The sequence below is a fragment of the Paraburkholderia rhynchosiae genome (genome assembly GCF_002879865.1).
In the GTDB taxonomy this organism is placed as follows: domain Bacteria; phylum Pseudomonadota; class Gammaproteobacteria; order Burkholderiales; family Burkholderiaceae; genus Paraburkholderia; species Paraburkholderia rhynchosiae.
This window is the reverse complement of sequence record NZ_PNXY01000010.1, coordinates 139,468-161,410: the sequence shown is the minus strand read 5'-3', so window position 1 is coordinate 161,410 and position 21,943 is coordinate 139,468. Positions and strand designations below refer to the sequence as shown.

At 62.7% G+C, this 21,943-nt stretch carries 17 protein-coding genes; 11 read left to right on the top strand and 6 right to left on the bottom strand.

The window, feature by feature from the left end; genetic code table 11:
• The first annotated feature begins 76 nt into the window (after window positions 1–76).
• Complete coding sequence (gene ahpC, locus C0Z16_RS16400) at window positions 77–640, top strand: alkyl hydroperoxide reductase subunit C (protein ID WP_006046984.1); 564 nt, start codon at window positions 77–79, stop codon at window positions 638–640.
• Between the two features lie 162 nt (window positions 641–802).
• Entirely contained in the window at window positions 803–2,401 is a 1,599-nt protein-coding gene (gene ahpF, locus C0Z16_RS16395) for an alkyl hydroperoxide reductase subunit F (protein WP_102633171.1), read from the top strand.
• A gap of 177 nt (window positions 2,402–2,578) precedes the next feature.
• Here ahpF and C0Z16_RS16390 read toward each other — a convergent pair whose 3' ends face one another.
• On the bottom strand, window positions 2,579–3,304 hold the full coding sequence (locus tag C0Z16_RS16390; protein WP_102633170.1) for a pirin family protein: 726 nt from the start codon (window positions 3,302–3,304) through the stop codon (window positions 2,579–2,581).
• Between the two features lie 126 nt (window positions 3,305–3,430).
• On the opposite strand from C0Z16_RS16390, the gene C0Z16_RS16385 reads away from it, so the two are divergent.
• A complete protein-coding gene (locus C0Z16_RS16385; protein WP_102633169.1) occupies window positions 3,431–4,321 on the top strand; it encodes a LysR family transcriptional regulator in 891 nt (296 codons plus the stop codon).
• 82 nt (window positions 4,322–4,403) lie between these two features.
• Here C0Z16_RS16385 and C0Z16_RS16380 read toward each other — a convergent pair whose 3' ends face one another.
• Window positions 4,404–5,420 (bottom strand): 1-aminocyclopropane-1-carboxylate deaminase, encoded by a 1,017-nt coding sequence (locus C0Z16_RS16380; RefSeq protein WP_102633239.1) that lies wholly within the window; start codon window positions 5,418–5,420, stop codon window positions 4,404–4,406.
• 160 nt (window positions 5,421–5,580) lie between these two features.
• On the opposite strand from C0Z16_RS16380, the gene C0Z16_RS16375 reads away from it, so the two are divergent.
• The 3 genes from C0Z16_RS16375 (at window position 5,581) to C0Z16_RS16365 (ending at window position 8,221) form a co-directional block, all read left to right on the top strand.
• Window positions 5,581–6,108 carry an Lrp/AsnC family transcriptional regulator gene (locus C0Z16_RS16375; RefSeq protein WP_102633168.1) on the top strand — a complete coding sequence of 176 codons (528 nt, stop codon included), beginning with the start codon at window positions 5,581–5,583 and terminating at the stop codon, window positions 6,106–6,108.
• 160 nt (window positions 6,109–6,268) lie between these two features.
• Window positions 6,269–7,012 (top strand): peptide-methionine (S)-S-oxide reductase MsrA, encoded by a 744-nt coding sequence (gene msrA / locus C0Z16_RS16370; RefSeq protein WP_102633167.1) that lies wholly within the window; start codon window positions 6,269–6,271, stop codon window positions 7,010–7,012.
• Between the two features lie 312 nt (window positions 7,013–7,324).
• Window positions 7,325–8,221 (top strand): MipA/OmpV family protein, encoded by an 897-nt coding sequence (locus C0Z16_RS16365; protein WP_102633166.1) that lies wholly within the window; start codon window positions 7,325–7,327, stop codon window positions 8,219–8,221.
• A 21-nt stretch (window positions 8,222–8,242) separates the two neighbouring features.
• Here the strand turns inward: C0Z16_RS16365 and treA are convergent, their stop codons facing one another.
• Both treA and C0Z16_RS16355 read right to left on the bottom strand, forming a co-directional pair.
• On the bottom strand, window positions 8,243–10,057 hold the full coding sequence (gene treA / locus C0Z16_RS16360; RefSeq protein WP_102633165.1) for an alpha,alpha-trehalase TreA: 1,815 nt from the start codon (window positions 10,055–10,057) through the stop codon (window positions 8,243–8,245).
• A 252-nt stretch (window positions 10,058–10,309) separates the two neighbouring features.
• The gene (locus C0Z16_RS16355; RefSeq protein ID WP_102633164.1) at window positions 10,310–11,248 is read right to left on the bottom strand and encodes a LysR family transcriptional regulator; all 939 of its coding nucleotides are present in this window, start codon (window positions 11,246–11,248) and stop codon (window positions 10,310–10,312) included.
• Between the two features lie 178 nt (window positions 11,249–11,426).
• On the opposite strand from C0Z16_RS16355, the gene C0Z16_RS16350 reads away from it, so the two are divergent.
• The 3 genes from C0Z16_RS16350 to C0Z16_RS16340 are packed head-to-tail and all read left to right on the top strand — an operon-like array spanning window position 11,427 to window position 14,476.
• The gene (locus tag C0Z16_RS16350) at window positions 11,427–12,626 is read left to right on the top strand and encodes an amino acid aminotransferase (protein WP_102633163.1); all 1,200 of its coding nucleotides are present in this window, start codon (window positions 11,427–11,429) and stop codon (window positions 12,624–12,626) included.
• A 55-nt stretch (window positions 12,627–12,681) separates the two neighbouring features.
• Window positions 12,682–13,473, top strand: a complete 792-nt coding sequence (locus C0Z16_RS16345) for a class II aldolase/adducin family protein (protein WP_102633162.1) — start codon at window positions 12,682–12,684, stop codon at window positions 13,471–13,473.
• Window positions 13,474–13,501: 28 nt separating this feature from the next.
• Window positions 13,502–14,476, top strand: a complete 975-nt coding sequence (locus C0Z16_RS16340) for a 2-dehydropantoate 2-reductase (RefSeq protein ID WP_102633161.1) — start codon at window positions 13,502–13,504, stop codon at window positions 14,474–14,476.
• 114 nt (window positions 14,477–14,590) lie between these two features.
• On the opposite strand, the gene C0Z16_RS16335 is transcribed toward C0Z16_RS16340, so the two are convergent.
• Together C0Z16_RS16335 and C0Z16_RS16330 are read right to left on the bottom strand one after the other, a co-directional pair.
• Complete coding sequence (locus tag C0Z16_RS16335; protein WP_102633238.1) at window positions 14,591–16,552, bottom strand: AI-2E family transporter; 1,962 nt, start codon at window positions 16,550–16,552, stop codon at window positions 14,591–14,593.
• A gap of 139 nt (window positions 16,553–16,691) precedes the next feature.
• Window positions 16,692–17,972 carry a DUF445 domain-containing protein gene (locus C0Z16_RS16330; protein ID WP_102633160.1) on the bottom strand — a complete coding sequence of 427 codons (1,281 nt, stop codon included), beginning with the start codon at window positions 17,970–17,972 and terminating at the stop codon, window positions 16,692–16,694.
• A 196-nt stretch (window positions 17,973–18,168) separates the two neighbouring features.
• On the opposite strand from C0Z16_RS16330, the gene C0Z16_RS16325 reads away from it, so the two are divergent.
• Together C0Z16_RS16325 and C0Z16_RS16320 are read left to right on the top strand one after the other, a co-directional pair.
• Window positions 18,169–19,311 carry a metallophosphoesterase family protein gene (locus tag C0Z16_RS16325; protein ID WP_102633159.1) on the top strand — a complete coding sequence of 381 codons (1,143 nt, stop codon included), beginning with the start codon at window positions 18,169–18,171 and terminating at the stop codon, window positions 19,309–19,311.
• The gene (locus tag C0Z16_RS16320) at window positions 19,308–21,932 is read left to right on the top strand and encodes an AAA family ATPase (RefSeq protein WP_102633158.1); all 2,625 of its coding nucleotides are present in this window, start codon (window positions 19,308–19,310) and stop codon (window positions 21,930–21,932) included. Before C0Z16_RS16325 ends, C0Z16_RS16320 begins: the two co-directional genes overlap by 4 nt.
• Window positions 21,933–21,943 lie beyond the last annotated feature (11 nt).

Sequence of the window (21,943 nt, the reverse complement as noted above, 5' to 3'; positions counted from 1 at the left end):
AATCCGCTTTACCTATTAAGCGCGGTCTGACATACTGACTCCACTTTCCAACCACTCAGAAAAGAGGACTCAGCAAATGCCGATCATCAACAGTCAAGTCAAACCGTTCAAGGCACAGGCTTATCACAACGGCGAATTCGTGACCGTCACCGAAGAAAGCCTGAAGGGCAAGTGGTCGGTTTTCGTTTTCTATCCGGCTGACTTCACGTTTGTTTGCCCGACCGAACTGGGTGACCTGGCCGATCGCTACGCCGATTTCCAGAAGCTCGGCGTTGAAATCTACAGCGTGTCGACCGACACGCACTTCACGCACAAGGCATGGCACGATACGTCGGACACGATCCAGAAGATCAAGTACCCGATGATCGCTGACCCGACTCTCGCGATCTCGCGCAACTTCGACGTGCTGATCGAAGAAGAAGGTCTGGCGCTGCGTGGCACGTTCGTGATCAACCCGGAAGGCGAGATCAAGCTGTGCGAAGTCCACGACAACGGCATCGGCCGTGACGCCGGCGAACTGCTGCGCAAGGTGCAAGCCGCGCAATACATCGCGGCTCATCCGGGTGAAGTTTGCCCCGCCAAGTGGACGCCGGGCGCAGAGACGTTGACCCCGTCGCTCGACCTGATCGGCAAGATCTAAGTCTCGCAGCTTCAGGCAATAGCAAGAGCAGTAGCGCCTTCGCGGCGCATCGCCGTGCGGGCCGCTCATGCAGCGGTTCGCACGCCCCCGGGCCGCTCACGTTCTATCCAGACGCGTGCGGAGCCGGGACCCAACACCCCATCGTCACGGAATCGAATAGCCATGCTTGATGCCAATCTCAAGACCCAGTTGAAATCGTACCTCGAAAAGGTTAGCAGGCCTATCGAGATCGTCGCGTCGATCGACGACAGCGCAAAATCGCAAGAGCTGCTGGCATTGCTGAACGATATCGCGACGTTGTCGGAACGCGTCACCGTGATCGAACGTCGCGATGACAGCGAGCGCAAGCCGTCGTTTTCGATTGGCGAGCCGGGTAAGGACATCGGCATCCGCTTCGCGGGCATTCCGATGGGGCATGAATTCACGTCGCTCGTCCTCGCACTGCTGCAGGTCGGCGGCCATCCAGTCAAACTCGACGACGCGGTGATCGAACAGATCCGCGGTCTCGACGGCGACTATCAATTCGAAACGTATTTCTCGCTGTCATGCCAGAACTGCCCGGAAGTCGTGCAGGCGCTGAACGCGATGGCGCTGATCAACCCGCGCATTCGCCACGTGGCGATCGACGGCGCGTTGTTCCAGAACGAAGTCGAGTCGCGCCAGATCATGGCCGTGCCCACGATGTTCCTGAACGGCGAAGTCTTCGGCCAGGGCCGCAGCGGCGTGAAGGAAATTCTCGCGAAGCTCGACACCAACGCCGGTGCGCGTGCAGCGAAGGAACTGGAAAACAAGTCGGTGTTCGATACGCTGATCGTCGGCGGCGGGCCTGCCGGCGCGGCTGCAGCGATCTATTCGGCGCGCAAGGGCATTGCGACGGGTGTGGTCGCGGAACGCTTCGGCGGCCAGGTGCTCGATACGCTCGCCATCGAAAACTTCGTCTCCGTCACCGAAACCGAAGGACCGAAGTTCGCCACCGCGCTTGAACAGCACGTGAAGACCTATGAAGTGGACATCATGGACGTGCAGCGCGCCGAGGCACTGATCCCCGGCCGCATCAACGAAGTGCGTCTCGCCAATGGCGCGGTGCTGAAGGCCAAAACGATCATTCTCGCAACGGGCGCCCGCTGGCGCGAAATCAACGTGCCGGGCGAACGTGAGTACCGCAATCACGGCGTGGCGTACTGCCCGCACTGCGACGGTCCGCTCTTCAAAGGCAAGCGCGTCGCGGTGATCGGCGGCGGCAATTCGGGCGTGGAAGCGGCGATCGACCTCGCGGGTATCGTGCGCGAAGTTACGCTATTCGAATTCGGCGCTACGTTGCGTGCCGACGAAGTGTTGCAACGCAAGCTGCGCAGCCTTGCCAACGTCACCATCGTCACGCAGGCCCAGACCACTGAAATCACCGGCGATGGTAAGAAGGTCAACGGTCTCGTCTATAAGGATCTGCGTTCGGGCGAAGTGAAAACGGTCGAACTGGAAGGCGTGTTCGTGCAGATCGGTCTCGTGCCGAACACCGAATGGCTGAAGGGCACGGTGGAGTTGTCGAAGCATGGCGAGATCGTAGTCGACGCACGCGGCGCGACGTCGGTGCCGGGCGTGTTTGCAGCCGGCGACGTGACCACGGTGCCTTTCAAGCAGATCGTGATTGCCGTGGGCGAGGGCGCGAAGGCATCGCTCTCCGCTTTTGATTATCTGATCCGCAACAGCGAAGAAACTGAAGCGGAAGCTGTCAGCGAGGTAGAAGCCGAAGCAGCGGTTTGATGGACATGTCATTGTAAGTAATGAACCACGGCGGCCTGCGGGCCGCCGTTTTCATTTGGGCGTGCATTCGCGGGACGCGTTGCTAGAATGCCAATCGACGGGCAGCGAAAGGCGCAAAAAAGCCGCCCGGTGCAAGACCGGGCGGCCCTTCCTGACTCATACAACGCTGCAGACTGCTTAGGTCCACAATTCCGACATTTCGATGTCGCGCAGATCGAACACGAGCACTTCTGCGTCATTGCCTTGTGTGAACGTCAGCGCTTGTTCACCGCGCACGCGCGCGCCGTCGCCTTCGCCGAGTTGCTGGCCATTTACCGTCATGCTGCCGCGTGCTACGTGTACATACGCGTAACGGTTGCTCGCCAATTCGAGCCGCGCGGTTTCATCGCCGTTGAAAAGACCAGCGTAGACGCGCGCGTTTTGCTGCAGCACCAGCGAACCGTCCGCGCCGTCCGGCGACAGAACCAGGCGCAGCACGCCGCGCTTTTCATCCGCGCCAAAATGCTGTTGTTGATAGCGCGGCGCCGTGGCCTTTTGTGCCGGTGCGATCCAGATTTGCAGGAAGTGGACCGGCTCGCTCTTCGAATGGTTGTATTCGCTGTGCGCAACGCCGGTTCCCGCGCTCATCAACTGAACGTCGCCAGGCACGATTACCGACCCGGTGCCCATCGTGTCCTTATGTTCCAGCGCGCCTTCCAGCACGTACGAGAAAATTTCCATATCGCGGTGCGGGTGCTTGCCGAAACCTTGAGCGGGCGCGACGCGGTCGTCGTTGATCACCAGCAGGTCGGAGAAGCCGTTTTGCTTCGGATCGTGATAGCTCGCGAAGGAAAACGTGTGACGCGAGCTGAGCCAGCCGTGCTCCGCGCGGCCGCGTTGATTGGCGTGTCTGATTTCAAGCATCTCTTTCTCCATGTTGTGCGATCCGGGCAAATGTGTGTCCGCGATCCATGAATGACAGTGTAGTCAATCAGGACGCTTATAATCGCGCTGTAAATGGAAACACTGTCACGCTGGAGTGGACAATCAATGCAACTTGATGACATGCGGATATTCGTCGCGACGGTCGACGCCCACAACTTCACCGCAGCGGCCAGGCGGCTTTCGTTCTCGAAGCAACTCGTGAGCCGCCGGGTGATGGCGCTCGAGGAAGCGCTCGGCGTGCCGCTGCTGATCCGCAATACCCGAAAGCTCGCAGTCACCGAGCTAGGCCAGGAATTCTATGAGCGCGCCAAACGCATCCTGAGCGAAGTAGAGGACGCGGAACAGGCGATGTCGCTGCGGCGCGCGGGGCCGCGCGGCCTGTTGCGAGTAAGCGCGCCAATGTCGTTCGGCATGATGCACCTGTCGCCGCTCGTCGCACGATTTCTGCGCGAGCATGGGGACGTGCGCTTCGACATGGAGTTGAGCGACCGTACCGTCGACGTGGTCGGCGAGGGTTTCGATATGGCGGTGCGGATCGGCGTATTGCCGGATTCCACGCTGATCGCGCAAAAGCTGATCGACGTGAATCTCGTGGCGTGTTGCAGCCCGGCTTATTTGCGCCGTCGCGGCGCACCGGCCACGCCCCAGGATCTCGCGCGCCATTCATGCCTGCTATATGGACACGGCGGTGTGGTGACGTGGGAGTTTGCCGTCGACGGCGTGGTGAAGGGTTTCGAAGTGCATGGGCCGCTGCGGGCCAACAATGGCGATCTGATTCGCGACGCTGCTGTGGCTGGACTAGGAATAGTTCGGCTTCCTGATTTTATTGTCGCCGACGCGCTGAGAAGCGGCCAGCTCGTTACGGTGCTCGACGAATTCTTGCCGAGCCCGACGGGAGTCTATGCGGTCTATCCGCAACACCGGCAGAGTTCACTGACGATTCGCGCCTTCGTCGATTTTCTGCGCAAGCATTTGAAGAAGCGCGTGATGGTGTAATCGGGTGTGCTCGGGCGGGGTCGTTCAAGCAGCGGCCCATGGGTTCAAAACGAAAAAACAGGCCGCTGCATCACTTCTACGTTTAACCGTCGCGGAAAATAAAGCTATAGCCGTTCAGCGCCGGCACGCCACCGAGATGTGCATACAGCACGCGCGAGCCTTCGGGAAATTCGCCGTTGCGCACCATATCGATCATGCCGTGCATCGACTTGCCTTCATACACCGGATCCGTGAGCACGCCTTCGAGCCGCGCGCACAAACGGATCGCCTGCAGGGTGCCCTCGTTCGGCAGGCCGTATTCCGGGCCGCCGAAGCGTTCGTCGAGCACCACGTCCTGAGCGGTGATGTCGCGCCCCAAGCCGACTTGTTCCGCTGTGTGGCGCGCGATCCGCGTGATCTGCTCACGCGTCTGCGCGGGCTTGGCCGATGCGTCGATGCCGATCACCCGATCGGCGCGACCGTCGGCGGCGAAACCCACCACCATGCCGGCTTGCGTGCTGCCCGTCACCGAGCACACCACGATGTAGTCGAACCTGAAGCCTAATTCCGCTTCCTGCTGGCGGACTTCCTCCGCGAAGCCGACAAAGCCGAGCCCGCCCAGCGGATGATCCGAGCAGCCGGCCGGAATCGCGTACGGCTTGCCGCCGGCGGCGCGCACGCTTTCCAGCGCGTCTTCCCAGCTCTTGCGAAAGCCGATGTCGAAGCCGTCCGGCACGAGGCGCACGTCCGCGCCAAGAATGCGCGACATCTGGATGTTGCCGACGCGGTCGTACACGGCGTCCGAATAGTTGACCCAGTTCTCCTGCACGAGCACGCACTTCATGCCGAGATGCGCGGCTACTGCCGCGACCTGGCGCGTCTGATTCGACTGGATGCCGCCGATCGACACAAGCGTATCGCAACCTTGCGCGAGCGCTTCGGGGATCAGGTATTCGAGCTTGCGCGTCTTGTTGCCGCCGAACGCAAAGCCGCTGTTGCAATCCTCACGCTTTGCATACAACTGCACCTTGCCGCCGAGGTGATCGCTCAGGCGCTCGAGCGGCTGGATCGGCGTCGGCCCGAAGGTCAGGGGGTAGCGGGGGAATCGTTGCAGGTTGATGGCATCTCCGTGATCGGTAGGTTCGGCGCGGCCGCAGGCCGCCGCGTTCAACACATGGTAGGAAAAATCGCTGGAAATGAGCTTGCGAACAAAATGGTTTTTGCGTACTTTTGAAAAGGAATAACGCAGAGCTATCTAACGAAAATTCGTCGACAGGCCAATGGACAAAACAAAAGTTCGCAGTGTAGCCGTGGCGCCTGCCACGACAACGGCCCACGCCGATCCGTTGCAATCGCTCGACCGCATCGACCGGGCGATCCTCCGTCAACTGCAAACGGACGCGTCGATCTCGAACGTCGCGCTGGCGGCCAAGGTGAAGCTAAGCGCGCCGGCGTGCTTGCGGCGCGTCGAGCGGCTCAAGGAATCGGGGCTGATCCGCGGCGTCGTCGCGCTGATCGACCCGAAGGCGGCGGGAGCGGGCATGCTTGTGATCATCGGCGTGGTGCTCGATCGCTCCACGCCTGAGTCGTTCGCCGAGTTCGAGAAAGCCGCGCAGAAAGTGGCCGGCTGCATGGAGTGCCACGTCGTGACCGGCGAATTCGATTACTTCATGACGATTCGCACGCGCGATAGCGACAGCTTCAATCGTCTGCACGCGGAACAGTTGCTCTATTTGCCGGGCGTGCGGCAGATCCGCTCGTTCATGGTGCTGAAGGAAATCCTGTCGACCACCAGATTTCCGCTGTGATTGCGGCGATGGCCAGCGCGAAGCGGTAAACACGCGCATGCTGTCATTAATGCGCCGCTCGCGCGACAAACTTTCACGATCACCACTAGAGTCACGCGCACTCCGCGCCACCGTGAGTGAACCGTATAGCCTTTTCGAAGGCGGAATCAGGACAGACATCATGAACATCGACAAACGTATCGACAGCAAGCGGGCCCGTTCGCGCGTGGCCACGCTTTCGCTCTCCGTCGGCTTCGGCGCGCTCGCGTTGCTTCTGGCACAGCGCATAGCGTTTTCAGCGGAGGCCGCGGTGATGATCGCGCCGCCCGCGCTCGACGAACCTGTATCCGCGGCCACGGCCCACGAAGAAACGGCCGTGTTCGCGGGCGGCTGCTTCTGGGGCGTGCAGGGCGTCTTCCAGCATGTGCGCGGCGTGAAGCAGGCGGTGTCCGGCTATGCGGGCGGCCAGCGCGACACCGCACACTATGAAACGGTCAGCGGCGGGGAGACCGGTCACGCCGAATCCGTGCAGGTCACGTTCGACCCTGCCCAGGTCACCTACGGCCAGTTGTTGCAGGTGTACTTCTCGGTGATTCACGACCCGACGCAGTTCAATCGCCAGGGGCCGGACAGCGGCACACAATATCGTTCGGCGGTGTTTCCACTGAACGATACGCAGCGGCGCGTCGCCGAAAGCTATATCGCGCAACTCGAGAAGGCGCATGCGTTCCCCGCGCCAATTGTGACCAAAGCCGAGCCGTTCAAGGGCTTTTATCCGGCGGAGTCCTATCACCAGAACTACCTCACGCAGCATCCGAACTCGGCGTATATCGCACTCAACGACATGCCGAAGGTCGCCAACCTGAAGCGTCTGTTTCCCAATCTCTATCGTGACAAACCGGTGCTGGTCCAGGCGGCCCAGTAGAGCCACGGACCTTGCCTGAGTTCAACTTAATCGAACTTCCCCTCCAACACCTGGGCCCGCATCTTGCACTAGCACGTCCGTCGGCAAAACTTTCGCGCGGTCTACGCAGAAGAAACCCGCAGCGGCAAGCGTCATTCGTTGCCGCTGGCAGACGGTCGAAGAAGCGCGTTTTGTCGGACAACGCATGCCGGTTCATGAAAAACTTACATGCGGCGCGTAGCAACGCGGCGGTCGCCCGGAACTCGTTATGATGCACAGTGAGTCCAGGCGAGAACATAACCCTCCTCGCGATGTGCGAGATTGGAGGCTTTGGTGTTGAACAGCCGTAGAAAGCGGATCGGCAAGACCCGCAATAAACAAACAGGCATCGCGGCGACTTCGTTGGCCGCCGTCACCATCGGCGGCTTTGTCGTTCTGCCGGGGGCGGCGTTGGCGCAAACGCCTTCGCCGTTGGGCGAATGGCAGTACTCCGCTGGTATTCCGCTGCAAAAGATCTGGCAGCCAACCCTTCCGGACTGGCAGCTGCGCGTCGGCGCGGCGACGTCGTTCCAGCCGCGCTATGAAGGCTCGGACCGGTATCACCTGATGGCGGGCCCCAGCATTGACGTGCGCTACAAGGACCTGTTCTTCTTTTCGAGCGGCGAGGGTCTCGGGGTCAATTTTGCGCAAGGCCAGAACTGGCGCGCGACCCTCGCGGCGGTGTACGACCTCGGGCGTCGCGGCCACGACGATCCGCAGGAATTGAACGGACTCGGCAACATCAATCCGGCGCCGGGTCTGAAGCTCTCCGGCGAATACGTCGTATCGAAAGACTTTCCGCTCGTATTGCGTGCGGACGTGCGGCGCTATTTCGGCGGCTCAGATGGATGGACTGGCGATCTTGGCGCCTACATGCCGATGCCGGGCAGCTCGAATAACTTCTTCTGGTTCGCCGGCCCGAACGTGACCTTCGCGGATTCGAACTATATGAATAGCTGGTTCGGCGTGAATCAGAATCAGGCCGCGCATTCGCAATACCGGCAGTACCATGCGAGCGCAGGCTTCAAGTCGGTGGGCTTTGGCATCAGCGTGGTGTGGCTGTTCGACAAGCACTGGTTTGCCACCGCCGATGGCGCATTCCAGCAACTCGTCGGCAGCGCCGGCAATAGTCCGGTGACGCACCGCAAGGCCAATGGCGTGGCCGACGTGTCGATCAACTACCGCTTCTGACGTAAAACGTAACCGGGGCGGTTACGGATTCACGCGTGTGCTTTGCAACCGGTGCGTGTTTTTCGGCGCGGCAGCGGCGGAAGCGGCCGCCGCCGACACGCCCGCGGGACCAGCGGGTATATCGCTCGGACGCGACGCGTTCACCGTCTGCGGATAAAGCGCGAGCAACCTGCGCAATACGCCGTTGGTCCAGCCGAAGCCGTCCTGCAACGGATATTCGCCACCGCCCGCGGACACGCCGGACGCGGCCGCATTCACGTCGTATTTCTCCACGAGTTTGCCGGTGCGCTGATAGTACGAGACGTTGGTTTTAATCCAGCGCGTTGCGATGGTTTGCGCGAGCGCCGGTTCGCTATAGCGGCGCAAGCCGATCACCGCGAGGTATTGCAACGGCGCCCAGCCGTTCGGCGCGTCCCATTGCTGCCCGCTGGTCACCTTCGTGGTGGCGAGCCCGCCTGGGCGCAGCAATTCACGCTGCAATGTAGCGGCGACGGTCTTCGCCTCCTGCCGGTTCGCAACGCCGGTATAGAGCGGATACACGGTGGCGGCGGTGAGCCGGTGCGTGAGCGTGCGATGCACGAAGTCGTAGTCGCCGAATGCCTGAAGTTGCGGGTCCCACAGGACGCGTCGAATCGTATCGGCGCGCGTGGTGGCGCGCTGCTCCATGTTCTCGGCATGCGTGACGTCGCCACGCACGCGGTAGGCCTTCGCGAGCGTGCGTTCGAGATCGACGATCAGGCAATTCAGATCGACGGGCGCAAGCGACGTGACGTCGACGGTGGCGAGCGTCTTGCCGTCGGCAAACCAGCGGGAACTGAAATCCCAACCCGTCTCGCCGCCCGCGCGAAGATTGCGCCACAGATCCGCGGCATCGCGTTGAGGCGTTTGCTGCGCGGTCGCCAGGTCTTCGCGATACGACTCGTCGCGCGGCGCTGCCTGTTCGTCCCAGTAACGGTTGAGCAGCGTGCCGTCCGGGAGACGCACCACGTGGCGGCTCGCATGGCCTGCGGGCAGGCCGTCGCTGCCGTTCATCCAGTATGCGTATTCGCGCTGCAACTCCGGCAGGTACTGCGCATACACGGCGTCGCCATCTTGCTCGGCCACGAGCCGCACCATCTGCGCGAAGAACGGCGGTTGCGAGCGGCTCAGGTAGTAAGTGCGATTGCCGTTTGGAATATGACCGTAGCGATTGATCAGCGTGGCGAAGTTCTTCAGTTCGTCGACGACCCATGCATGATGTCCGCTCGCTTCGAGACCGAGCATGATGAAGTACGAGTCCCAGTAGTAGATCTCGTCGAAGCGGTCGCCTGGCACGATGTACGCATCGGGCAGCGGCAGCAGCGAGGACCAGGCGCTTGCGGTTGCGTCGGGTTCGCGGCGCAGCACATTCCAGAGCGTATCGATATGGCCGACCACATCCTCGTTTGGATCGGAAACATACGTTTTGGCTGCTCGCGCGGGCAGCGTGAAATTGCGCTTCACGAAGTCGCCGAGATTGAGGCCCGGCTGCTGCTTCGCGGTTTCATAGCTCGCGACGATCCGGGCCGGCGGCGAAAGCGGAACCATGTCCGCGAAGGTCTTGCTGTCCGGAAAGAGGTGCGCGAGTTGCACGTCGCGATACAGCTCGGGGTATTGCTCCGAAGGCGGCACGGGCACAACCGGCGAAGCTAGCGCGGGCGGTTCGACGTGCACGGCCACACGTGTGATGCCGCTTTGCGTTGTGGTGGCGTCGGCAGCATATGCCGCCCCCGCGAGCGACGCATGCAACATGAGCGCGGCAACGAGCACGCTACGCAATCGGAGACGAGAGAAAGCGGCGAGGGCGTGATAAGTCATCGGCTGAAGGATGGACCTGGAGGCATGAATAAGAGAGTGAAACTGCTTTCTTCGCATCATTGACACGGCAAAGTCCGCCAAAGTTGCGTGCGTCTTTAGAGCTGTGTAGTCGAAGCAGGAGAGAAGACCCGTCCTCCACGATTACCCGGTGATGCAGCGCAGAGAAGACCGCACGAAACCCTGAAAAATATTCCGGCGCGCAATGGTCTGGTTCGCTGAATGTCGAAAAAATGACCGCATCTCCCGCTTCAGCTACGTTTTTGCGCGTGCCTCCGCTTGCGTCTCGCGATCCCAGCGCTTCAGCCACGGCACGATGAAATCCGCGAAGCCGTCGGCGGGCGGAGACAGCGCGCGTTCGGTGGAGCGATATACGCAAACCTCGCGGATGGTTTCCGGATCGACGATTCGCTTCATCACCAGGCCGAAGGTGCGCGCAAGCGGCGCAACGTAAGCCGGCGCGAGCGTCACCGCCAGTCCTTGCGATGCGATGCCGAACGCAGTGGTGACGTTGTCCACCACGTCCACCGGAATGATGCGCGCCTCGACCGGCAGATTCGCGAGCATCCGCTCGACCGCGCGTTCGTGGTCGCGGCCGGTCGCGACGATCGGTACATCGCGCAAATGCTGCCACAGCACGCGCCGCCGTGCGCTGAGTGGATGCGAAGGCGAGCACCACATGACCCAAGGGCTCGCAAAGGCCGAGTCGCGTCGCACACGTGCGCCGGTTTGCCGGTCAGGTCCGATCGCGAGGTCCACGTCACCGCTTTCGACGCGCTCAACCAGTTGCTCGACCACGGTATCGCAAATGCGCACGACCACCTTCGGTTTGTCGCGCGCGTAGTCGGCAATCGCGGCGGGCAACGCGGTCGACGCCAGCACCAATGGCGCGCCAATACGAACGATGCCGGCGGCGCGGTTGCGGATATCGTCAGCGGATTGGGCGGCGGCACGCACGTGGCGTAACACGGATTCTGCCGACGCGAGGAAGTCCTGACCCGCGCTCGACAGATTCACGCGCCGCGTCGTTCGGTCAAACAGGCGGAAGCCGAGCTCCGTTTCGAGTTCGGCCAGCAATTGACTGACCGCGGAGGACGTCAGCCCGAGCCGCTCCGCCGCCGCGCCGATGCTGTGAAGATCGACAATAGCGAGGAACGCTTCGAACTGGCGGATGGTGACGCGATTAAGTGGCATGGCACGATTCTAAAGAAAAACTTACGAATCGTGAAAAATCCGTTGATTGTGGATTGGGGCGCGTTCATCGACACTTGTCCCAATCGACGCAGGCACACAAACGCGCTTAGACTTTGAGTCTAGCCCGGCCATCGACGCAACGTCGGCACGACGTCAGGGCTCCATTCAAGGAAATGCCATGTTCGAACATATTCCCGCCTATCCCGGCGATCCGATTCTCAGCCTGAACGAAGATTTCCAGCTCGATCCGCGCCCGAACAAGGTCAACCTGAGCATCGGCATCTACTTCGACGACGCGGGCAAGCTCCCCGTCATGGACGCCGTGCGCCGCGCCGAATCCGCGTTGCTCGACGCGATCGGCCCGCGTTCCTATCTGCCGATGTCGGGCCTGCCGCTCTATCGTGAAACCGCTCAAGCGCTAGTGTTCGGCGCGAACAGCGAGGCGCGCGCCGCGGGCCGCATTGCGACGTTGCAGACTATCGGCGGCTCGGGCGCGCTGAAGGTCGGCGCCGATTTCCTGCGGCGCTATTTTCCCGCTTCGCAAATCTGGATCAGCGATCCGAGTTGGGAAAATCACCGCGTGGTGTTCGAAGGCGCGGGCCTAACGGTCAACACTTACCCGTATTACGACGAAGAGACGGGCGGCCTGCGTTTCGCCGATATGATCGACATGATCGGCCGCTTGCCCGAGCGCAGCATCGTGCTGTTGCATGCTTGCTGCCACAACCCGACCGGTGTCGATCTGAGCACCGCGCAATGGGCCGAACTCGTGCCGGTATTGCAGCGTCGCAGGCTGATCGCGTTCGTCGATATGGCTTATCAGGGCTTTGGCGCGGGTCTGGAAGAAGACGCTGCCTGCGTGCGCATGCTGGCCGACGCCGATATACCGTTGATTACAGCCAATTCGTTCTCGAAGAATTTTTCGCTGTACGGCGAGCGTTGCGGCGCGCTGAGTGTCGTCTGCAAGGACGCCGGCGAAGCGAGCCGCGTGCTCGGCCAGTTGATGTCCACGGTACGCGCGAACTACAGCAATCCGCCGACGCACGGCGCACGCCTCGTCGCGAACGTGCTCTCCGATACGTCGTTGCGCGCCTCGTGGGAAGCGGAACTGGCCACCATGCGCGAGCGCATTCTCGCCATGCGCGGCATGATCCACGCGGGGCTCGCCGGCCGCGTCGACGAAGTGATGCGCGCGCGTTACGTCGCACAACGCGGCATGTTTACCTATACGGGTTTGAACGAGAGCCAGGTCGAACGCCTGCGCAACGAACATGCGGTGTATGTGTTGCGTTCGGGGCGCATGTGCGTGGCAGGCCTGAATGCGCGCAACGCCGATTATGTGGCGTCGTCGATTGCGGCCGTGGTGTCGGGCGCATAGCAGCGCTTGCGTGGATAACGCGCGCAGCCACAAGATAACCAAGGGGGAGACGTCGATGACGACACTTGATATGCAACCGGCGAGTTCGCCGGCAACCACCGCCATGCATCCCGACGAATGGCAGGCGCGCGTTCAGCTGGCTGCGTGCTACCGCATCTTCGACATGCTCGGCTGGACGGAGATGATCTACAACCACATCACGTTGCGCGTGCCGGCGAGCGTGAGCGGCGGCGAGCGACAGTTCCTGATTAATCCGTTCGGCTTGCACTACAGCGAAGTGACGGCGAGCAATCTGGTAAAGATCGACGGGCAAGGGCGCGTGCTCGATCACTCGCGTTATCCGGTCAATCCGGCCGGTTTTGTCGTGCACGCGGCGATTCATGAAGGCTTGCCCGACGCGCATTGTGTGATGCACACGCATACCACGGCGGGAGTAGCGGTGGCCTGTCTGGAAGACGGCTTGCAGCAGACCAATTTCTACAGCGCGCAGTTGCACGAGCGCATCGCGTATCACGATTTCGAGGGCATCACCGTGCATGCGGAAGAAGGGCCGCGCCTCGTCGAGCATATCGGCGACAGGCAGGCGGTGATTCTGCGCAATCATGGACTGCTTGCGTGGGGCCGCACGTTGCCGCAAACTTTCGCGATCCTGTGGACGCTGAACCGCGCGTGCGAAATCCAGATGGCCACGTTCTCGATGGGCAAGGCGCGACCGGTTCCCGAAGAAGTGGCGATCTGCTGCTCGCGCGACGCGCTGCAATTCGATCCGCGTCACGGCGCGGGACAGGATGTGTTCGATGCGCTGGTGCGGCGCGTCGAGCGCATCGACGCGAGTTACAAGGACTGAAACAAGGGCTGAAACAAGGACTGAAACGATGAAAGCAGCAATTTACGGCGCGGGCGCGATTGGCGGATGGATGGGCGTGAGGCTTGCGCAAGCCGGTCATGACGTGAGCGTGGTGGCGCGCGGCGCGACGCTCGCTGCGTTGCGCGAGCAAGGCTTGCGTCTGATTGAAAGCGGCGAGACGCGTGCAGTCCAGGTGAAAGCGGCGGAAGATCCGGCGGATCTCGGCGTTCAGGATCTCGTGGTAGTGGCGGTCAAGGCTCCGGCAATGGCGTCGGTGGCCGCGCATATCGCGCCGCTGCTCGGCCCGCAAACCATCGTGCTGACGGCGATGAACGGCGTGCCGTGGTGGTTCTGCGACGGGCTGCGCGGCGAATTCGCAGGCAAGCGGTTGACGTCGATCGACCCGGACGGTGCAATCGCTGCCGCCATTCCGAGCGAGCAAACGGCGGGCTGCGTGGTGCACGCAAGCTGTCTCGTCGAGGCGCCAGGCGTGATCCGGCATCATCAGGGCAACGGGCTGATAATCGGCGAGGCTGCGGGGCGGCCGAGCGAGCGCGTCAAGGCGCTGACTGACACGCTGGTTGCGGCCGGCTTCAATGCGACGATGTCGGAGCAGATTCAGCGCGACGTCTGGTACAAGCTGTGGGGCAATATGACGATGAATCCGGTCAGCGCAATCACCGGCGCGACCACCGACCGCATTCTCGGCGATGAACTGGCGCGTAACTTCATCACGAGCATCATGCTCGAAGCGAAGGAAATCGGCGCGCGCTTCGGCATTCCAATCGACCAGGACCCCGAGGACCGGCACGCGGTCACACTTAAACTCGGTGCGATGAAAACGTCGATGTTGCAGGACGTGCACGCGGGCAAGGCAGTCGAACTCGATGCGCTCGTGGGCGCGGTGCGTGAGCTTGGACAACTCACTGACGTTCAGACGCCATACACGGATGCGTTGCTCGGACTCGCGCGTTTGCATGCGAGAACGTTGGGCCTGTACTGAACGCAGCGAATGCAGCGTGAAGATGCATGAATGAGAAAGCCGCCGCGTGTTTTTTCGCGGCGGCTTTTTACCGCTATTTGCAGGGCTTTTTCGAGTTACACCGCGGTCTACGATTCAATCCGCAACGCCGCCGACGTGCGTAGGCTGACGCGCGTGGAGCGCGCTCACGGCCACCTGGCATTCCTCGATCATCGTGCGGAAGGTCGGCGCCGAATGCGATGCACCGGTTGCGCCCATTCCTGCTTCCTGCCCGTTCTCCGCGGTGCCGCCGACGCCGACCACCAGCGTCGCCCTGGGCCGCCATTCGCGCGTGCGCCGAAGCATATTGCGCAGATACGGCGGCGAGTCAGGAGCGTCGAGCGTGACGATGCAGATGATCGGCGCATTTTGATAGCTCGGTTCGTCGGCGCGGGCGCTGCGGTAGCCGGAGTGCGTTGCCATGATCGGCGCGAAGCCCTGGCGGCTGAGCAACTGCACGGCAATCGCGGTCGTGACTTCGTCGAACGGGCCGCGTCCCGGCACACACAGCACCGCGGTTCTTTCAGCGTCGTTATGCACTGACGAATGCGCCTGCTTGTGACTGTCGTGCCGCTCCGAGAGATCGGCCGACGCCGAAGCGAGCAGCGCGGCGGCGGTGTCGGCGGATTCCGTGCGACTCAGCCGATCCGGCAGGCCATCGGCGATTTCAAGATTTTCGACTATGTCCACCAGTGCCTCGTTCACACGGGCCAACTGGTCGGGCATCAGCACGCCGCGCGTCGCATCGTTGCGCGCGAGCTTGAGTCCTTCGAGCGCGACCTTGTCGTAGTAGTCGATCAACGACATTTCGCGCAAGAGACGCTCGGCCTGCACGATCGCTTCATGCGGATCGTCCGCGAGAAGCCGTTGATAGAAGTTCTGTGCGGGCGTGAGCGCCGGCTGGTCGCCGAGCAGCACCGTGAGAAAGTTCAGCCGGTCGGCGTAACGCCCGAGCGTCACGACGCATAGCGTGAGCGGCGTAGACAGCACGAGGCCGACCGGCCCCCACAGCCAGCTCCAGAAAATCGCCGCGACGACGACCGCCAGTGGCGACAGCCCCGAGCGATGTCCATACAGCAGCGGCTCCGCGATCTGCCCGGCCACCACATCCACGACGATAAAAAGGATCAGCGTGTACACCGCCATGGTCCATTGCGGCTGAATGGCGGCGGCAAGGAACACGGCGAGAATCGCCGCGATCCAGATGCCGATATACGGCACAAAGCGCAGCAGGGCCGCGATCACGCCGAACAGCAACGCGCCAGGCACGCCGATAATCGCGAGGCCGATCGCGATTACGCCGCCCGCGCTCAGGTTCACGCCGAGTTGCGCGACGAAATAGCGGCTCAGGCGCACGGCCGCGTCATTGATCGCGGTTGTCGTGCGATGCAGGTCGCGTGAGCCGAACAGACTGATCAGACGGTCGCGCAAATCCTCGCGCTGCAGCAGGATGAAAATCGTCACCACCAGTACGATGAACGTGGTTTCAATCGGCGCGATGGCCGGCGACAACGCACGCTGCGCGAGTTGCAAGGGCGTCGGCGCCGGCTCGTGCACCTCGACGGGCTGTGGCACAGCGGGCGCATTGCGAGCCGCGCGCCCGGTGGGACGTGGCGGCGGCGGCTTCGACGGCGCGACGCGTTGCAGCGCGGCGGCGGCGCGGCTCATCAGCGAATCGGCGCGACCGACTGTTTTCTCCTGCACTGTCTCGATCTTCTGCTCAATCGCGTATTGATACTGCGGCAAGTCGCCCGCCAGTTGCACGAGCTGCGCCCCGATGAGCCCACCGATGGCCAGCAGCGCGGCCAACGCGAACAGTACGGCAATGAAAATCGACGGCAACTGTCCCATGTGCAGCCGGCGCAACGTCTGCACGAGCGGCGCGAGCAAAAAACTCAGCAACACGGAGAGCGTGATTGGAATCAGCACCGCCCGGCCGAAGTAAAGCGCGCAGACCACGACGACGCCCGTAATCACCGACGCAAGACCATGCAAACTCGGCGCGCCCGGCGGATAAACGCGATTGGGCCGCCCAGGCGGCGGTAAGGATATTTTCATGAGCACACTGTTCGATTGAGTGGCGCGGTCGCTTCTCGACCCGCGCGCGATGAAGCGGCGGCGTGCGGCGAAGGCGCTGAAGCAAAGCATATGCCTGAATTGTAGGCGCTTTGCGTCGCGTGACGCGATATCGCGTCGCTCATCCGATGTGCACGCGCAGCAAGTCGAAGAGCTGCGAGCTCGCATACAGTAGCAAGCCGATAAAGCCGCCGACAACCGTCCCGTTGATGCGGATGTATTGCAGGTCCTTACCGATGTTCAATTCGATCTGCCGCGACATCTCGTGCGGGTCCCAGTTCTTCACCGTATCGCTGATATGCCGCGTGAGGAATTGCGCGAACTCGGGCGCCATCGCGCGCGCCGCCTCTTCGAGGTGGTCGTTGAGCGACTGGCGCAGCGCGGGGTCGTTCGCGAGTTCGCGGCCCACCCATTGACCGGCCGCGACGACTCGCGCATGCAGTGCCGAGTCGCTGCTTTGCAGATCGCGTTTGAGCCACGCGCGCAATTCACCCCACATGTCCTTCACATACGAGGCGAACGCTTCCCCTTCCACGAGGTAACGCTTCAGTTCCTCGCCTTTTTGCAGGAACGCGGGATCGTTTTTCAGCTTGACGATCATTTTATGCGCGGCGTCGTCGAACTTCTGGCGAAGCTGATGCGTCGGGTTTTCGCTGATCTGTTCGAGCATCCGGTTCACGGCGTTCGCAATGGCCTCAGCGCCTTTTTCACCCAGCCACGCGGACGGCAGGATTTTCTCCATCTTCGGATACTCGCTTTTCACCCAATCGACGATGCGTTCCGCGATAAACTCGCGCGCCTGCTGTTCGCGCAGCAGCGCCACGACCTGTTCGATGCCGGCGTCGAGTAGTTCCTGATGGCGGCCGTCCCTGGTGAGTGTGTCGAGAATCGCGCCCATCGATTGCGACAGATCGACCTTCGCGAGCAGGTCGCGCAACGCGTCCTTGATGAAGACCTGGATGCGCACGTCGTCGGTCAGATCAAGAATGCCGCTGGTCAGCTTCACCACGTAGTCGCCGAGGCGCGCGGTGTTGACGGGCTCAGTCAGCCAGCGCGTGATGCTCTGCGCCGGATCGTGCTTCTTGATCAGGCCGACGAGCGACGGCACGTCGAGAAACTTGTCCTGCACGAACACGGCCAGGTTGTCGGCAATCTTGTGCTTGTTGCGCGGAATGATCGCCGTGTGCGCCGACACGACCGGAATCGGCACGCGCCTGAACAGCGCGGCGACCGCGAACCAGTCGGCGAGCGCGCCGACCATCGCGGCTTCGGCCACTGCCTTGATGCCGTCGATCCAGAAGCCGCGCGGCATCAACGCGGTTGCGACGAAGATGCAGGCCGCAGCCAGCAGGAGCGCCAACGGCGTGCGTTTGGCCTGTTTCAGTTCGAGTGCTTTGTTCATCGGCGGAGAGCCAGAGTCCGGAAACGCGAGTTTAGCGCCGTGCGGTGCGCAATGCGGCAAGCGTGGCCAGTCAGGCGCAAACCCCGTGGGGCTATCTTTGCCGCGCCGGCGCGGTAACATCCACGGTTGAACCGCGACGGCCCACGTGAACAGGGCACGCCGGGCGCGCAATGTAATTGAACGGAAGGGAGGCACAGTGATCAGGTTTCTGCACACCGCGGACTGGCAGATAGGCACGCAATTCGGCCAGTTCGAGCCGGACGAAGCGGCGCATCTCGCGCAGGCTCGTTTCGACACTGTGCGCCGCATCGCCGACGAAGCCGCCGCGCGCAAGGTCGACGCGGTGCTCGTGGCCGGCGACGTGTTCGACTTGCAGACCGTGTCCGATACGGTGATCCGCCGTCTGTTCGCCGCGCTGCAAGCCTTTTCGGGCCCGTGGATCATGCTGCCTGGCAATCACGACGCGGCGCTCGTCGAAAGCGTGTGGACCCGCGCGCAGCGTTTGAACTGCGTGCCGCCGAATGTGCGCCTGGTGCTCAAACCCGGCGTGATGTTGCTCGACGCGTGCCGCTGCGCGTTGCTGTGCGCGCCGCTCACGCAACGCATTACTTACGACGACACCACCGGCTTCTTCGATACCGCTGAAACGCCGCCGGGTTATCACCGCGTCGGGCTTGCGCACGGCAGCGTGAGCGGCATTCTGCAGGAAGCCATCGACTCGTCCAATCCCATTTCACCGACGCGCGCCGCGAGTGCCCGTCTCGACTATCTCGCGCTCGGCGACTGGCACGGCCATCTTCGCGTCGACGATCGAACGTGGTATGCCGGTACGCACGAGCAGGACCGTTTTCGCGCGAACGATCCAGGCTTCATGCTCGACGTCACACTCAGCGAGCCAGGGGCACAACCGGCGGTCGAAGCGGTACGCGTTGGCCAGTATCAATGGCATCGCTGGGATGAAACGATTTCTGTGCCGACCGATGTCGACTCGCTGAAAGCGCGGCTCGCCATGTTGAGCGGCAGCGACGTGCTGCGTGTATCCGTGAGCGGCACGGCCGCGTTGGCCGATGCTGAAGCGATTCAGGTTGCGGTCGAAGAAGCCCGCGCGCGCGTGCGCGCGTTGCGCGTCGATCTGAGCGGTCTGCAAGTGCTGCCTACCGCCGAGGATCTGGCCGAGCTCGGCGCGCAGAGCGGTTATCTCGCGAAGGTCGTCGCGCGTCTGCGTGATATGCAGGAGGACCCGCAATCCGACCCGCAAGAGATCAAGCGCGCAGCCGAGGCGTTATTGCTATTGGCGCGTTTTCAACGTGAATTACCGCGTGACGCGAGGTCCGCATGAAGCTTCAAAGTATCGCGATTCAGGAATTCAAGCAGTTCACCGGGCGGCTCGTTATCGAGGACTTGCAGCCCGGGCTCAATCTGTTCGTCGGGCCGAACGAAGCCGGTAAAAGCACGATTGCCGAAGCTGTGCGCTCCGTGTTCCTCGAACGCTATAAGGCCTCGCATCTGAAGGATCTGCTGCCTTGGGGTAAGGCGAGCGGGCAGCCCTCGGTGGAAGTGAGTTTCGATCTCGACGGCGCCGCTTGCCGTTTGTCGAAGCAGTTCGTCACGCGTCAGCGCTGTGAGTTGAAGATTGGCCAGGCCGTGTTCGGCGAAGACGAAGCGGAAGACAAGCTCGCAGCATTGCTCGGGTTTTCGCGCGCCGCGCGCGGGCCACTGAAGGCGGAAAACGCGGGCGTTCCCGGTTTGTTGTGGGTGCAGCAGGGCGGCACGCAGGAGATGCGCGACTCGACCGGCCACGCGGCGCAGTATCTGCGCGATGCGTTGTCGCAATTGTCAGGCAGCCGCGAATCGGCCGGCGAGGATGCGTTGATCGCCGCCGTGCAACGCGAGCTTCGGCAACTGCTCACCGCGCGCACGCAGAAATCCACCGGGCCGCTTGCGGAAGCCGAGGTCGCGCTCGCCGCGCTGATCGTCGAGCGCGATGATCTCAACCGGCAACGCGAGCAGTTCGAGGAAAACATCGCGCGACTCGCCGCGCAGCAGGAAGCGTTCGAAGAGACCGAACGCAAGCGCCCCTGGGAGCTCCACGAGCAGAAAGCCGTGCTCGCCCAACAGCGTGCCGATGCGGCGGCCGAACTCGAGCGCAGCGTTCAGAGTCTTGCGCAAACCCTAAAGGTCAGCGAGGCGGAACTGGCGCTGTCGCTGCAACAGGAACAGGCCGCGGTGGAAATCGAAACCGCCGTGGCTCGCGAGCGTCAGCAACTCGTTGCGGCGCGCGCGAACGTGTCGGCGGTCGAGACCGAACATGCGCAAGCGGCGAGCCGCGTCGCGCAATGCGAGCAGGCTTTCGCCGATGCCAACCGCGCGCTCGAACTGGCGAATGCGGCGGTGACGGCGGCTGATTTGCGCAGCCAGCTCGGCCTGCATCGTGTGGAACGTGAGCGGCTGGAAGCGGCGATCGGCGCGGCGAGCGAAGCCAACGACGCGCTTCTCGAAGCCGCGCGCGCTGCTGCGGCGCTCGAAATCGATGAGACGAAGCTGAAGCGGCTCTCTTCGCTCGATGCCGCGTTGAGCGTGCTCCGCGCCCGCACCGAAGCGGCGATGACGCGAATCGAATATCGGCTGAACGGCGCGATCATGGTGGGCGATGCGCAGATCAGCGGCGAAGGCGTGCTGCGGCTCGACGAAGAAAAGCTGATCGGTCTCGGTGCGCTCGGCGAGTTGCACGTGATTCCGGGCGTTTCCGATCTCTCGGCGCGATTGTCTGAGCTGGCATCGCTGGAAGCCCAGCATGGGCAGTTGTTGCAGGCGCTCGGCGTGGCTTCGCTTGGCGAAGCTGAGCTGAGGCATGAGCAGTGGAGGGCGCTCGTCGCGCAGCAGAAGAGCCACGCAAAGGTGCTGGAGGCGCATGCGCCGCAGGGCATCGATGCGCTGCGCGCCGCGCTGGCTTCGGCCACCGCGCGTTTGCAGACCGCGAACGAGCGGCTGACGAGTCTGCCCGATGTATCCGCGGCGGTGCCGCTCGACGAAGCTCGCCGCAGCGCCGACATCGCGCGGGACGCGTTGGAAAGCGCCCGCAAGATGCTGAACGAGGCAGCGGAAAAACGCTCGACCGGAATCGCGATGGCGGAATCGCTCGCCACGCAATTGCAGCGCAAGGAAGCGCAACTGAACGACGCAGCGTTTTGCCAAAACCGCGCGCGATGGCAGGCGAAAATCGTCGAACAGCGCGTGCAGGTCGAGGCGCTGACGAAGCAGCGCGAAGGGCGCGAGCGCGAACTCGATGCCGCGCGTCTCGATGATCCGGCGGCGGAGGCGAAGCGTTATCGCGCGTCGGCGGAACTCGCGCGTCAGGAGCAGCACGAGCGGCAAGTACGCATCGCGCATCTGCGCAGTCAACTGGAAACGGTCGGCGCGTCGGGGCTAGGCGAGCGTCTTGCGGCGCTCGACGCCAAGGTGGAACAGGCCACGCGTCGCAAGGACGAACTCAGCTTGCGTGCGGGGGCGTTGAGTCTGCTCGATGAAGTGCTCGTTGCCGAACGCGACGCGGCGGTCGCGCAACTGCGTGCGCCTTTGACCGAGCGTCTTGGCCATTACCTGAAGCGGATCTTTCCGCAGTCGATCATCGCGCTCGGCGACGATCTGAGTCCCGCCACGCTCGATCGTTATGGCCGCGCCGATACGCTCGATGCGTTGAGTTTCGGCACGCGCGAACAGCTCGGCATTCTCACGCGGCTCGCGTATGCGGACTTGCTGAAGGCGTCGGGCCGGCCCACCTTGCTGATGCTCGACGACGCAGCCGTGCACACCGACGCGGGACGGCGCGACGCGATCAAGCGCGCGCTGATCGACGCCGCCACGCGGCATCAGATTCTGGTGTTCACGTGCCATCCGGAACTGTGGGACGACCTGGGCGTGAGGCAGCGCGCGATCGACGATATCAAAGCCGCGGCTTGAGCTATCAACGC